Source organism: Actinomadura sp. 1N219 (genome assembly GCF_044326405.1).
Classification (GTDB): domain Bacteria; phylum Actinomycetota; class Actinomycetes; order Streptosporangiales; family Streptosporangiaceae; genus Spirillospora.
This window is the reverse complement of record NZ_JBIRAY010000001.1, coordinates 1,676,013-1,688,961: the sequence shown is the minus strand read 5'-3', so window position 1 is coordinate 1,688,961 and position 12,949 is coordinate 1,676,013. Positions and strand designations below refer to the sequence as shown.

Annotated in this window: 14 protein-coding genes; 6 read left to right on the top strand and 8 right to left on the bottom strand. The window is 70.9% G+C overall.

Annotated elements, in window-relative coordinates; translation table 11 throughout:
• The first annotated feature begins 136 nt into the window (after positions 1-136).
• Both ACH35V_RS07860 and ACH35V_RS07855 read left to right on the top strand, forming a co-directional pair.
• Positions 137-1,327, top strand: coding sequence for an ABC transporter substrate-binding protein (locus ACH35V_RS07860; RefSeq protein ID WP_395971149.1), 1,191 nt, complete (start codon positions 137-139; stop codon positions 1,325-1,327).
• A 54-nt stretch (positions 1,328-1,381) separates the two neighbouring features.
• Positions 1,382-2,272, top strand: a complete 891-nt coding sequence (locus tag ACH35V_RS07855; RefSeq protein ID WP_395970934.1) for an LLM class flavin-dependent oxidoreductase — start codon at positions 1,382-1,384, stop codon at positions 2,270-2,272.
• Between the two features lie 9 nt (positions 2,273-2,281).
• Here ACH35V_RS07855 and ACH35V_RS07850 read toward each other — a convergent pair whose 3' ends face one another.
• Positions 2,282-2,764 carry a hypothetical protein gene (locus ACH35V_RS07850; protein WP_395970933.1) on the bottom strand — a complete coding sequence of 161 codons (483 nt, stop codon included), beginning with the start codon at positions 2,762-2,764 and terminating at the stop codon, positions 2,282-2,284.
• 128 nt (positions 2,765-2,892) lie between these two features.
• Here ACH35V_RS07850 and ACH35V_RS07845 point away from each other — a divergent pair, with 128 nt between their 5' ends.
• Both ACH35V_RS07845 and ACH35V_RS07840 read left to right on the top strand, forming a co-directional pair.
• Entirely contained in the window at positions 2,893-3,714 is an 822-nt protein-coding gene (locus tag ACH35V_RS07845; protein WP_395970932.1) for a helix-turn-helix domain-containing protein, read from the top strand.
• Positions 3,711-3,908: a DUF397 domain-containing protein gene (locus ACH35V_RS07840; protein ID WP_395970931.1), complete on the top strand. Its 198-nt coding sequence runs from the start codon at positions 3,711-3,713 to the stop codon at positions 3,906-3,908. The genes ACH35V_RS07845 and ACH35V_RS07840 overlap by 4 nt, the downstream gene beginning before the upstream one ends.
• Positions 3,909-3,913: 5 nt before the next feature.
• Here ACH35V_RS07840 and ACH35V_RS07835 read toward each other — a convergent pair whose 3' ends face one another.
• The 5 genes from ACH35V_RS07835 to ACH35V_RS07815 form a co-directional block, all read right to left on the bottom strand.
• Positions 3,914-4,162, bottom strand: coding sequence for a hypothetical protein (locus tag ACH35V_RS07835; protein ID WP_395970930.1), 249 nt, complete (start codon positions 4,160-4,162; stop codon positions 3,914-3,916).
• A 31-nt stretch (positions 4,163-4,193) separates the two neighbouring features.
• Positions 4,194-5,708, bottom strand: a complete 1,515-nt coding sequence (locus ACH35V_RS07830) for a serine/threonine protein kinase (RefSeq protein ID WP_395970929.1) — start codon at positions 5,706-5,708, stop codon at positions 4,194-4,196.
• A gap of 22 nt (positions 5,709-5,730) precedes the next feature.
• Positions 5,731-6,936 carry a family 2 encapsulin nanocompartment cargo protein polyprenyl transferase gene (locus ACH35V_RS07825; protein ID WP_395970928.1) on the bottom strand — a complete coding sequence of 402 codons (1,206 nt, stop codon included), beginning with the start codon at positions 6,934-6,936 and terminating at the stop codon, positions 5,731-5,733.
• 65 nt (positions 6,937-7,001) lie between these two features.
• Positions 7,002-8,423, bottom strand: coding sequence for a family 2B encapsulin nanocompartment shell protein (locus tag ACH35V_RS07820; protein ID WP_395970927.1), 1,422 nt, complete (start codon positions 8,421-8,423; stop codon positions 7,002-7,004).
• Entirely contained in the window at positions 8,420-9,850 is a 1,431-nt protein-coding gene (locus ACH35V_RS07815) for a family 2B encapsulin nanocompartment shell protein (RefSeq protein ID WP_395970926.1), read from the bottom strand. Before ACH35V_RS07815 ends, ACH35V_RS07820 begins: the two co-directional genes overlap by 4 nt.
• A 213-nt stretch (positions 9,851-10,063) precedes the next feature.
• On the opposite strand from ACH35V_RS07815, the gene ACH35V_RS07810 reads away from it, so the two are divergent.
• A complete protein-coding gene (locus ACH35V_RS07810; protein WP_395970925.1) occupies positions 10,064-10,384 on the top strand; it encodes an ArsR/SmtB family transcription factor in 321 nt (106 codons plus the stop codon).
• Positions 10,385-10,518: 134 nt separating this feature from the next.
• Entirely contained in the window at positions 10,519-10,656 is a 138-nt protein-coding gene (locus tag ACH35V_RS07805; RefSeq protein WP_395970924.1) for a hypothetical protein, read from the top strand.
• A gap of 16 nt (positions 10,657-10,672) precedes the next feature.
• Here the strand turns inward: ACH35V_RS07805 and ACH35V_RS07800 are convergent, their stop codons facing one another.
• Positions 10,673-12,079, bottom strand: coding sequence for an MFS transporter (locus ACH35V_RS07800; RefSeq protein WP_395970923.1), 1,407 nt, complete (start codon positions 12,077-12,079; stop codon positions 10,673-10,675).
• A gap of 75 nt (positions 12,080-12,154) precedes the next feature.
• Entirely contained in the window at positions 12,155-12,748 is a 594-nt protein-coding gene (locus ACH35V_RS07795) for a hypothetical protein (protein WP_395970922.1), read from the bottom strand.
• Positions 12,749-12,949: the final 201 nt, after the last annotated feature.

Here is a 12,949-nt window from a genome sequence, read left to right as displayed (position 1 = left end):
GGGCGCGGGGCGACGGAGAGCGGGCGCGGGACGCAGGAGAGCCTAGAACCGCGCGCCGCCGTGTGTCGACAGTTTCCAGATCATCACGTTTTGTGCACACCAACGACCCGAAATCCCCCTACGATGCCTCAGCGTGATGGCTCGTACTCCGCACGCGACGAAGATCCTGCTCGCCGCGGCCGCCCTGGCCGCGACCGTGGCGCTCACCGGCGCGTGCGGCGGCGACTCCGGCGGCTCCGCCGCGCCGCCCGACATCCCGATGGCGCAGCAGCTCGGCACCCCGGAGGGCCGGCTCGACATGGTCGTCTGGACGGGCTACGCCGAGAACGGCTCCAACGACAAGAAGGTCGACTGGGTCACCCCGTTCACGAAGGCCACCGGCTGCAAGGTCACCACGAAGGTGGCCGACACGTCGGACGCGATGGTCGCGCTCATGGAGACCGGGCGGTACGACGGCGTGTCGGCGTCCGGCGACGCGAGCCTGCGGCTCGTCCACGGCGGGCTGGTCGCGCCCGTGAACACCGGCCTGATCGGAAACTACGCCGACATCGCCGGATACCTGAAGAACCAGCCGTACAACTCCGTCAACGGGCAGATGTACGGCGTCCCGCACGGGTACGGCGCGAACGTCCTGATGTACCGCACGGACAAGTTCCAGCAGCGCCCGACGTCCTGGAACGTCATCTGGGACGAGAACTCACCGGCCGCCGGGCACGTCGTCGCCTACGACTCGCCCATCTACATCGCCGACGCCGCGCTCTACCTCAAGACGCACCGCCCCGACCTGAAGATCACCGACGTCTACGCGCTGGACGAGGAGCAGTTCGCCGCCGCGGTCGACCTGCTCAAGCGGCAGCGGCCGAACGTCAACCAGTACTTCGTGTCCTACCTGGACGAGCTCCACTCGTTCACGAGCGGGTACAACTACGCGGGCATCGGCTGGCAGGTCACCGCGAACCTGGCGCTGGCGGAGAAGGCGCCGGTGGCGACGACGATCCCGGTGGAGGGCGCGACCGGCTGGTCCGACACCTGGATGATCTCCTCGAAGGCGCAGCATCCGACCTGCATGTACAAGTGGATGAACTGGATCACGGCGCCGAGGGTGCAGGCGCAGGTGGCGCAGTGGTTCGGCGAGGCGCCCGCCAATCCGAAGGCGTGCCGGTACACCGCGAAGGGCTTCTGCTCGACGTTCCGCGTCGGCGACCAGGCGTTCTACAAGCGCCTGGCGTTCTGGCGGACGCCGACGAAGGACTGCGGCGACGACCGCGGCGACTCCTGCGTCGACTACTCCCGCTGGGCCCAGGCCTGGACGCAGATCAAGGGCTGACCAGGCCCTGATCCAGGCGGGAACAAGGCGTCACGGCGCGGGGTTCTCGGCGGCATGAGCGACTACGGCAGGCCACTGGAATTCGGCTACTTCCTCGTCCCGAACGCCGACGACCCGCTCCTGGACACGGCGCGCGCCGCCGACCGCGCGGGCCTCGACCTGATCGGCGTGCAGGACCACCCCTACCAGCGCCGTTACGTCGACACGTGGACGCTCCTCAGCGCGGTCGCGGCCGTCACCGAACGCGTCCGCGTCTTCCCGGACGTGGCGAACCTGCCGCTGCGTCCCCCGGCGGTGCTGGCGAAGGCCGCCGCGAGCCTGGACGTGCTGAGCGGCGGCCGCGCCGAACTGGGCCTCGGCGCGGGCGGCTTCTGGGACGCGATCGAGGCGTTCGGCGGCCCCCGCCGCACCCCGAAGGAGGCCGCGAACGCCCTGGAAGAGGCGGTCACCGTCATCCGCAAGGTGTGGAGCGGCGAGCGCAACCTGCGCTTCGAGGGCGACCACTACCGCTTGAAGGGCGCCAAGGCCGGGCCCGTCCCGGCGCACCGGATGGAGCTGTGGCTCGGCGTCGGCGGCCCGCGCGGCCTGGCGCTGACGGGACGTGCCGCCGACGGCTGGCTCCCGTCCTCGCCCTGGGCCACCCCGGAGCGGCTGCCCGGGATGCACGCGCGCATCGACGAGGCGGCCGCGTCCGCCGGCCGCGACCCGGCGGACGTCCGCAGGCTCTACAACATCAGCGGGACGATCACCGGCGGCGCGTCCGAGGGCTTCCTGCGCGGCCCCGCGTCCCAGTGGACGGACGAGCTCACCGACCTCGCCGTCGGCTCCGGAATGGACACCTTCGTCCTCTGGGCGGAGGGCGACCAGGAGACCCAGATCAGGCGCTTCGCGGAGGACGTCGTCCCGGCCGTCCGCACACAGGTAGCCCAGGAACGCAACGCCTGACGCGCGGGCTCACGACACCGCAAGCTGGCAGTGCTTGAAGCGCAGTGTCGTCTCCAGGATGGCGGTGCGGTTGTTCATCTCTACGGTCTCCAGGATGAGTTCCGCATGCAGTGTCGCGGGGATCATGTCCTCGGCCGCTTCGCCGAAGACGATGCGAGTGACGTCGACAGGGTTGTGGGTGGCCACCATGTAGATCGACCCGTCGATGTAGCCCTCTTCGGGATTCACCGGAAAGGTGAACGCGCGGCCGCTGAGCTCGGCGAGGCTCGCGGCCGGGAGGCTGATGGAGTCGAGGCTGAACGCGGTATCAACGAGCGTGGGCCCGCCTCGTCCAGGACGGAAGGTCTCCGGTTCGTATTCGCCGTCCGCGGAGAAGGGCTCCAGGGGTATGTCGATGCTCCAGGTCCCGGCGACTGGATGGTCGAGGTCTGCCGGATAGTAGACGATGGTGCCGGGCCTGAGGCTGAGGAACTCGTCGATGAAGTCGATCACGGGATGAGTGTGCCTCAACGACGGAGGCTGACCCGCCCCCAATTGATTACTTTCGGCAACTCATCGCTTCTGAGTGTGATATTTCCGAGGTGACAGCGCCATCCGGCTCTACTCCCCGGGGGGTCACCATGCCCGCACAGAAGGAACCGCACGACGAGCCCGCCATCCGCGCTTTCGCGGACGAACTCACCGCCTGGCGTGAACTCGCCGGTCTGACGAAGTCTAAGCTGGCCGAGGACCTCGGCTACTCGTCGACGTGGATCAGCCAGGTCGAGACAGCCAAGGCCGTCCCGTCCCGCGACTTCGCGGAGAACCTCGACACCTACTTCAAGACCAACGGCGTCTTCGTGCGCCACTGGAAGCGCATCCAGGAACACCGCCGCTACGCCGCCCTGCCGCCGGGCTTCCCCGAATACGTCCGGAACGAGGCCATCGCCTCGACGGCGTACATCTTCAACCCACTCGTCATCCACGGACTGTTCCAGACCCCTGAGTACGCCCACGAGGTACTGAAGTCGGGTCGGGACAAGGAGGAGATCGAACCTCTGGTGGCCGAACGGATGCAGCGGCAGAGCATTCTCACGCGACTGCACCCTCCGCGCATCATTGCGATCTTCGATGAATGGGTGCTCCGCCGCGTGCTCGGCAACGCAGAGGTCATGCGCAACCAGTATCGACGCCTGATCGAGGAGGCGGAACGCTACAACATCTCGATCCAAATCGTCCCCAGCACCGCGGGCGCATACGGAGGGCTCATGGGTGCGTTCACCATCCTCGAGTTCCACAAGAAGCCCGCCATCGTCTACACCGAAGGCCACATCGGCGGGCATCTCACCGACTCCGAGGCCACCGTCCAGGAGTACCGGATACGCTTCGACTTGATCAGGAGTGCGGCGAAATCCGCCGATGACTCCCTGAAACTCCTAAACGATGCGGTGGAGGGCACATGATCGAATTGGACCTGTCGTCCGCACTGTGGCGCAAGAGCAGCCACAGCGGCGAGACCGGCGGCGAGTGCATCGAAGTCGCGGTGGTCGACCCGGCCGTGGCCGTCCGTGACTCCAAGGACCCCGACGGGCCGAAGCTCGTCCTTGCGGCCGGAGAGTGGCGCGCCTTTATCGCGGGCATCAAGCGGCAGCGATAGCCAGCTCACGGCCAGCGGTAGGCGGTGTTGTTGGCGGGGACGTGGTGCGGCAGGTAGCACTTGGTCGTGACGTGCTCGTCCTTGCAGTCGAGGCACAGGTACGTGCGGTGGCCGCGCAGCCCGCGGCCGCGCTCGTCGCACGGCGGGCAGATGCACGGCGACCAGCCGACGATGACGCGGCCCGGTTCGAGCCGGTGGCCCGCCGGGCACAGGAACGGCACATGGTCGCGGACGCCTGTTTGTTTCGCCTGCACGGCACGAGACTCTACTCGAACAGGTGATCGATCAGGAAGCGGGCTTCATCGCGTAGCACCAGTTCGACTTGCCGTTGAAGTAGTGGCGGGCGCGGGAGTCGCCGTACCGCCACTGGCATCCGGCGTCGAGCTGGGCCGCCGACAGCTTCATCGTGGCGCCCGAGTTCTTGACGCAGTACGCGCCGGTGCTCGGCGACGTCCGGTACTCGACCCACTCCCAGCCGAGCTTCTTGCAGTACGCGGTGAAATGCCCGGGCCCGAGATCCACCCGGACGGGCTTCGGACGCCTCGGCAGCGACGCCGACGGCCTCGGCTTCGACGACGTCGCGGACGACGGCTTCGACGTGGCCGTGTTCGACGCGCTCGGGCTCGGCGGGGCGACCGTGCCCTGGCCGCCCGCCTGGCTCGCGTTGGCGGACGGGGAGGTCACCGCGCCGGTCGAGGCGCGCGGTTCTGCTCGGGCGCCGTCGTCCGGGGAGCCGCCGTCCGCGAACCAGACGGCCGCGAACACGATCGCGACGGCCGCCGCGACCGCGCCGCCCGCACCGGCGATGACCGCACCCTTGCGGCGCCCGCCGCGCGGGTCGACCGGGCCGGGCTGTGTGCCGCCCGACTGCGGCGGACCGGCTGGGATGGGTGGGCCGTGGCTGTGCGGTGCTGTCACCGCGTCCGACGGCAGGGGGTCGGGCGGGAGCGCGTCCGAAGGGAGAGCGGGGATGATCGGCGGGACGGCGGGACGGGCGCGGCCCGTCCGCCGGACGAGGCGGTCGAGGATGTCCTGCGCGGACGGACGGCGCGCCGGGTCCTTCGCGAAGCACTCGGCGAGCAGGCCCCGCAGCGGCTCCTCGATGCCGTCGAGGTTCGGTTCCCCGTTCGCGATCCGGTTGAAGACGATCGGGATGGACTCGTTGCCGAACGGCGGACGCCCGGTCGCGGCGAACGCCATCGTCGACGCCCACGCGAACACGTCCACCGCGGGCCCGAGTTCGCCGGGCTGGAGCTGCTCGGGCGCCATGTACGCGGGCGTGCCGATCGCGCGGCTGACCATCGTCTGCGCGCCGGTCAGCGCGCGGGAGATGCCGAAGTCGATGACGCGCGGGCCGTCCGCGCCGATCAGCACGTTGTCCGGTTTGAGGTCGCGGTGCACGATGCCGGCGTCGTGCAGGGCGACGAGCGCGGTGGCGGTCGCGACGGCGAGCCGGTCGATCGCGGCGCCGGAGCGCGGGCCCTGCTCGGCGACGACGCGGCTGAGCGGCGGCCCGTCGACGTACTCGGTGACGATGTAACGCCGATCGCCGAACGTGCCGGAGTCGAGGACCTGCGCGGTGCAGAACCGCGCGACCTGCTTCGCCGCGTCCATCTCGCGGGCGAACGTGTCGAGGGTGCCGAAGTCGGCGGTGAGCTGCGCGTGGAACACCTTCACCGCGACCCTGGCGCCGTCCCCGGCATGCCCGAGGTACACGACGCCCTGGCCGCCCTGCCCGAGCCGGGCGGTGAGCCGGTAGACGCCGAGTTGTCGTGGATCGTCGGGTTCTAGGGGCGGCACGCCTCGCAGTGTAGGGCGTGCCTCACCGGTCGCGGTGGGCGATGAGGCGGGCGAGCGTGCGGAGTTCGGCGGCGGCGACGGGGGCGGGGGAGGCGGCGTCCAGCTCGCGGAGCGCGTCGGCGAGGACGGCGTCGGCGCGGGCGGTGGTCCAGGCGCGTCCGCCGGCGGCGTCGATGAGCGCGGCGGCCCGGGACGCGTCGTCGTCGGTGAGGGGCTCGTCGCGCAGGTAGAGCGCGGCCAGCTCGTGGGCGGCGGGGGTGGCGGAGTTGAGCGCGGCCACGACGGGCAGCGACTTCTTGCGGGTGCGGAGGTCGGAGTGGACGGGCTTGCCGGTGACGGCCGGGTCGCCCCAGATGCCGAGCAGGTCGTCCGCCAGCTGGAAGGCCAGGCCGAGCCGCTCGCCGAAGGTGCGGAGGCGGGCGGTCTGCGCGGCGCTGCCGCCGCCGTGGTCGGAGCCGAGCGCGCAGGCGGCGCCGAGCAGCGCGCCGGTCTTGCGGTACGCCATGGCGACGCATTCGTCGAGGGTCACGTCGCCGCGCTCCTCGAACGCGAGGTCGGCGCTCTGGCCCTCGACCAGCTCGATGACGGCCCGGCCGAGGGTCCGGACGGCGCGCGGGACGATCGCCGCCGCCTGCCCCGCCGCGCCCTCCCCCGCGAGGGTCTCGAAGGCGGCGGCCAGCAGGGCGTCCCCGGCCAGGACGGCGGGGCCCGTCCCGAAGACGCTCCAGGCGGTCGGGCGGTGCCTGCGGGTGACGTCGCCGTCCATCACGTCGTCGTGCAGGAGCGAGAAGTTGTGCGCCAGCTCGACGGCGACGGCCGCGGGCACCGCGGCGGCGGCCGGCCCGCCGACCGCCTGCGCCGTCAGCAGCACCAGCGCGGGACGGATCGCCTTGCCGGACGCGCCCGCCGCGCTGTCGAGCGGGCGTCCCCGCTCGTCCCGCCAGCCGAAGTGGTACGCGGCGATGCCCTGCATCGCGTCCGGCAGGGTCTCGATCGCGTCCCGCATCGCCGGGTCGAAGAGGCGGCGGCTCCAGGCCAGGATCTCCGCCGCCGACCGGGCGGCGCCCGTTTCCGGATCGCCGCCCGGCCCCCGCCCGCCCAGGGCTCGACCACCCGGCTCCTGACCGTCCGGCGCCCGGCCACCTGGTGCGCGGCCGTCCGCCTCGGGACCGGCGGCCGGGCGGTGGTCGCAGCGGAGGACCGCCGGGTCGTCTCCCCAGACGGGCATGTCGTCCCCTCTCATGCTGGTCTTCACGGCGGGTGTGTCACGGCGGGTGTGTCACGGCGGGCGCGCTAGCGGGCGATCTCGACGTTCTCCAGGACGCCCAGCGCGTCGGGGACCAGCACGGCCGCCGAGTAGTAGGCGCTGACCAGGTACGACATGATCGCCTTGTCGTCGATTCCGGTGAACCGGACCGACAGGCCGGGACGGACCTCGTTCGGTATCCCGGTCCGCTGCAGGCCGATCACGCCCTGGTCGTCCTCGCCGGTGCGCAGCGCGAGCACCGAGCTCGTCCCGGACGGGCTGATCGGGATCTTGTCGCAGGGGTAGATCGGGACGCCGCGCCAGGCCCGCGCGCGGTGCCCGTCCACCTCGACGTCCGCCGGGTACAGGCCGACGCGGGTGCATTCGCGGCCGAACGCGGCGATCGTCTTCGGATGGGCGAGGAAGAACCGCGTCTTGCGGCGCCGGGCCAGCAGCTCGTCCATGTCGGCGGGCGTCGGCGGCCCGCCGTGGGTCTGGATGCGCTGCCGCAGGTCGGCGTTGTGCAGCAGGCCGAAGTCGCGGTTGTTGATCAGCTCGTGTTCCTGCCGTTCCCTGACCTCCTCGATGGTGAGCCTGAGCTGCTGTTCGAGCTGGTTCATCGGCCCGTTGTAGATGTCGGCGACCCGGGTGTGGACGCGCAGCAGGGTCTGCGTGACGCTCATCTCGTACTCGCGCGGCGACGCCTCGTAGTCGACGAACGTCCCCGGCAGCGCCGGCTCGCCGTCATGCCCGGACGCCAGGTCGATCGCCGCCTCGCCGTGCCTGGTCTGCGGCGGGACGGGAGCGCTCCGGTACTCCTCCAGGTGGGCGCGCAGCGAGTCGTACCGGCCGGTCAGCTCGTCGATCGCCTCCCGGGAGAGCTGGAGGACGGTCGTCGGCGTGAGCGCCCGGTACGTGTGCGGCCAGGCGTCGTCGTCCGCGCCGAGGAGGGCGCGGTCGCCGAAGAACCGGCCGCCGTCGAGGATGTCGACGCGGGCGTGGGCGTCGTACTCCCCCGGCCCGATCACCTCGACCTTGCCGTGCGCGATGAGGTGCACCGCGTCGGTGGGACGGCCCGCCTCAGCGATCGTGTCGCCCGGCGCGTACTCGTGCTGGACGAACCGTCCGGCGAGCCCGTCCAGCAGCGCGGTGTCGCCGAAGCCGCGCAGCGGGGGCAGTTCGGCCAGCTCCGGCGGGATCACCCTGATCGCGGCGCCGTCGTTGACGAACGTGACCAGCCCGTCGCCGAGCTGGTAGGTGAGCCTGCGGTTCACCCGGTAGGTGCCGGCGTCCGCCCGCACCCACGGCAGCCGCTGCAGCAGCCACCGCGGGGTGATGCCCTGCATCTGCGGGACGGACTTGGTCGTCGTCGCCAGATTGCGTGCGGCCCTCGTGCTGAGGGCGAGTTGCCGCTCGTCGGCGGCGGCCTCCGTCGCGGATCCTGCTGTCGCGGGGGGCGTCTCGGTCACGACGCGGCACCGCCGTGCGCGATCTCGACGGACTCCAGCATGCCGAGCGCGTCGGGCACCAGGACGGCGGCCGAGTAGTAGGCGCTGACCAGGTAGGAGAGGAGCGCCTTGTCGTCGATGCCCATGTACCGGACGGACAGGCCCGGCTGGTACTCGTCCGGGAGCCCGACCTGGTGCAGGCCGACGACGCCCTGCTTCTCCTCGCCGGTGCGCATCAGCAGGATCGAGCTGGTCCGCGTCCGGCTGACCGGGATCTTGTTGCACGGGAAGATCGGCACGCCGCGCCACGCGGGCACCTTGTTGCCGCCGACGTCGACGTGGCTGGGGTAGACGCCGCGCGCGCTGCACTCGCGCCCGAACGCGGCGATCGCCTTCGGGTGGGCGAGGAAGAACGCCGGGTCCTTCCAGACGAGGGTGAGCAGGTCGTCCATGTCGTCGGGGGTGGGCGGGCCGGTGCGGGTATGGATGCGCTGGGACAGGTCGGTGTTGTGCAGGAGCCCGAAGTCGCGGTTGTTGACGAGCTCGTTCTCCTGCCGTTCGCGCAGCGCCTCGACGGTCAGGCGGAGCTGCTGCTCGACCTGGTCCATCGGCTCGTTGTAGAGGTCGGCGACGCGGGTGTGGACGCGCAGGACGGTCTGCGCGACGCTCAGCTCGTACTCACGCGGCGAGCCCTCGTAGTCGACGAACGTGCCGGGCAGCAAGGGCTCGCCCTCGTGCCCGGACGCGAGGTCGATGGCGGCCTCGCCGTGGTCGTTGTGCGGGCGGGTCGGGCTGGCCCGGTACTCGTCGAGGTGCGCCTGCAGGGACGTGGACTGCCCGAGCGTCTCCTGGAAGTCGGACTCGCTCATGCTGAGGACGGTGCAGGCCGTCACGGCCTTGACCGTGTACTCCCACGTGGCGGGCTCGTCGCCCTCGGGCGTCCCGACGAGGGCCTGCTCGCCGAAGAAGTCGCCGTTGGCGAGCGTCCCGTGGACGGCGTCGGCGTCGAACTCGCCGGCGCCGATCTGCTGGAGCTTGCCGTGCGCGACGAGGATGACGCGGTCGACGGGACGGCCCCGTTCGACGATGACGTCGCCGGGCTCGTGCTCCTGCTGGGTGAAGCGGCCCGCGATGGCGTCGAGCGTGAGGTCGTCGTCGAAGCCGCGCAGCGGCGCCAACTCGCCCAGCTCGCGCGGGATGACGCGGATGTCGGCGCCGGTGGTCACGAACGTGACCCGGCCGTCGCCGAGCGTGTAGGTGAGGCGCCGGTTGACGCGGTACGTGCCGCCGGCCGCCTGGACCCAGGGCAGCAGCTTCAGGAGCCACCGCGAGGTGATGCCCTGCATCTGGGGGACGGACTTGGTCGTGGTCGCCAGGTTCCGTGCCGCCGCGGTACCGAGGCTCAACTGCTGCTGTTCCTGCTGCTGCTGTTCCTGCTGTTCCGTCACGTCCACACCACCGATTCGTCGCCGGTCTGTCAGGATGCGGCCGGGTTCGGCCAACCGTGACGCTACAGACGGTAATCAAGTGATCGCAATGAGCCAATGGCCTCACCTCTCCTTTGCCACGTCGCCACACAAGTCGCACCCGCCCGCGATAGCACCGCGAGGACGGCCGAATATGCCATGTAATTCATATGAGCGGACGGTTATGATGGGGCCATGTCGTCCGCGTTCGCCGCGCTCGCCGAGCCCACCCGCCGCCGCATCCTCGACCTGCTGCTGGAGCGTCCCCGGCCGGTCGGCGAGCTCGTCGAGCGGCTCGGGCTGACGCAGCCGGGGACGTCCAAGCATCTGCGGGTCCTGCGCGACGCCGGGCTCGTCCGGGCCCGGCAGGACGCGCAGCGCCGCGTGTACGAGGTGCGCCTGGAACCGCTGGCCGAAGTGGACGCCTGGCTGACGCCGTACCGCCGCGCGTGGTCCGCCCGCCTGGACGCCCTCGAACAGCACCTCGACGCCGCCGATCGACCTGGCGGCGGGTGAGGCGAATCACCCGTCCCGACGGATCGGGCAAGGAAAAATCGACCTCATCCTGGTGTTATGCGTACTGGTGTTACGCGTACTGAGCATCGGGCCCGGTTCGGAAGGGCCCGGCGAGTTCGGAGGGGAGGCTCCCAGTGACCGTGGTTTGGACAGCACTGGCGATCGAGACCGGCGCCGCACTGGTCGTCGCGGCTTCGCTGGCGGGCTGGGCTCGCCGGCACTTCACCCGCGACGCCGGTCCCGCCGAAGCCGAGGCCGGCCCCGCGGCCTAGCCGTCGGTCCCGCGGGCTAAGCGCGGGAGCCTGCCCCGGAGCCCGCGGGTTCCGGGGCTTTCAGCTCCCCGGCCTGCTCGATCGGGACCCCTGCCGTCTCCGGGATCTTCATGATCGGCACGAGCGCGACCAGCCCGGCGAGCATCAGGTAGTAGGCCGGGACGTAGTTGGAGCCCGTCGCGTCGATCAGCGACCCGACCAGGACCGCGGCCGTCCCGCCGAACAGCGACGTCGAGATGTTGTAGCCGATCGCGAACGCCCCGTACCTGACCTTGGTCGGGAACATCGCCGGGAACGTCGCCGCGATCACCGCCAGGATCAGCACCAGCAGGCCCCCGACGATCGCGTACCCGAGCGCGACGCCGATCGCGTTCTCGGTCTGCATGAGCGCGAACGCGGGCCACGACAGCACGATGTAGCCGACCGCCGCGGTGATCAGCAGCGGCTTGCGGCCGATCCGGTCCGACAGCGCGCCCAGCGGCACGATCACCATGATCATCACCGCCTCCACGCCGATGGTGATCAGCTGCGCCGTGGTGTCGTTCATCTCCAGGAAGTCGACGAGGTACGACGGCATGAACGTCAGCAGCGTGTAGTCGGCGACGTTCAGCAGGAACACGATGCCGATCAGCATCAGGATGACGCGCCAGTAGTGCTCCAGCGTCTCCTTCAGCGGCGACTGGGCCTTCTTGCCCGCCTCCTCCATCCGCTGGAACGTCGGGGTGTCCTCGATGCGCGTCCGGACGTAGAGGCCGACGAGGCCGAGCGGCAGCGAGAGCAGGAACGGGATCCGCCAGCCCCAGCCGTGCATCGCCTCGGTGGTGAGCGCCAGGTCCATGAGCAGGACGAGGCCCGCGCCGAGGATGTAGCCGGTCAGCGTGCCCATCTCCAGGAAGCTGCCGAAGAACCCGCGGCGGCGCGTCGGCGCGTACTCGGCGATCATCGTGGCGGCGCCGCCGTACTCGCCGCCCGTCGAGAAGCCCTGGACCAGCCGGACGAGGAGCAGCAGCAGCGGCGCGGCGACGCCGATCGTGCCGTAGCCGGGCAGGATCCCGATCATGAACGTGGAGCCCGACATCAGCATGATCGTGGTGGCCAGCACCCGCTTGCGGCCCAGCTTGTCGCCCATCGGGCCGAAGAACATCCCGCCGAACGGGCGGGCCAGGAACGCCGCCGCGATCAGCGCGAACGAGCGCAGCGACGCGCTGCCGCCCGCGTCCTCGGGGAAGAACACCGTGCCGATGATCGCCGTCATCACCCCGGCGCTGAACACGCCGAAGTCGAACCATTCCACGCAGTTCCCGATCGCGGAGGCGATGACGGCCTTGTGGACGGCGGCGACGTCGGCCTCGTCCGTCGAGGCCGCCGCGTCCTTCGAGGTGGTCGCATCCCTCGGGCCGGGCTCGTCGTTCGGCGGTTCCACGGGCGTTGATCTGCCCCAAGATCCGCAAAGCTAACGCCGCGGGAGGCTCCCCGATGACTCAGGGGAACCGTCCGGTCACGCCCTCCGGGACCTCGCGCTCTTCTGGTCGGCGAGGTCGTCCGGGATCACGGGGAGGACGGTGGTGCGCTGCGGATCGTCGTCCTCCGCCTTCTCCTCGGCCTCCTCCGCCTTCTCCTCGGCCTGACCTTCCTTGACGAGTTCGTCGGGGAGTTCGTCGGTGCTCTGCGGGTCGCCGTCCATGAGTTCGTCGAGGGTGACGGTGGCCTGCGTCGCGTCGGGGTCGAGGACGTCCTCGTCGGCGAGCGGCAGGTCGTCCTCGGGGATGGACATCAGCGCCTGCGTCTCCTGCGCCTCCCGGGTGATGACGCCGCTGGCGAGGACGGTGTTGCGGTGCCGCAGCGCGCCGTTCTCGCGCAGCAGGTTGTCGACGTCCGCGCGGACGCGGGCGACGCGGCGGCTCGCCCGGACGTGCACGGCGAACCCGCCGGCGGCGAGGCCCAGGATGAAGGCGGAGACGGGGATGCCGACGGACCGCGGCGCGAGCGTCGCCACCAGCGCGACCGCGATCAGCGCGACGACTGCTCCAAGCGCGAGGTAGTGCTCCTCGATCCAGTCGAGGACGGTGTTGACGCGCTTGGGAATTCGCACTCGTCTTCTCCTCCACTCGGCCTGAAACGTGGACAACGACCGGGCCGTGGCGCGGTGTTCCTGCTTGGCGGGGCACCGCCGGGCTCCGCGGCCGGGACGGTGTGCTGGACCGGCGCCGCTCGGGCGCCGTCTCGCCTCCCGCGGTTCTCGCACCGGCGGGGGGCCGATCAAAACACTAACAGGGTGTGACGGCTGCTCCGT

Excerpts from the sequence above, each read along its gene's own strand:
- ACH35V_RS07810 (WP_395970925.1), top strand. The coding sequence starts at position 10,064 with ATGTCGTCCGCGTTCGCCGCGCTCGCCGAGCCCACCCGCCGCCGCATC.
- ACH35V_RS07855 (WP_395970934.1), top strand. The coding sequence starts at position 1,382 with ATGAGCGACTACGGCAGGCCACTGGAATTCGGCTACTTCCTCGTCCCG.
- ACH35V_RS07845 (WP_395970932.1), top strand. The coding sequence starts at position 2,893 with ATGCCCGCACAGAAGGAACCGCACGACGAGCCCGCCATCCGCGCTTTC.
- ACH35V_RS07860 (WP_395971149.1), top strand. The coding sequence starts at position 137 with ATGGCTCGTACTCCGCACGCGACGAAGATCCTGCTCGCCGCGGCCGCC.
- ACH35V_RS07825 (WP_395970928.1), bottom strand. The coding sequence starts at position 6,936 with ATGCCCGTCTGGGGAGACGACCCGGCGGTCCTCCGCTGCGACCACCGC.
- ACH35V_RS07840 (WP_395970931.1), top strand. The coding sequence starts at position 3,711 with ATGATCGAATTGGACCTGTCGTCCGCACTGTGGCGCAAGAGCAGCCAC.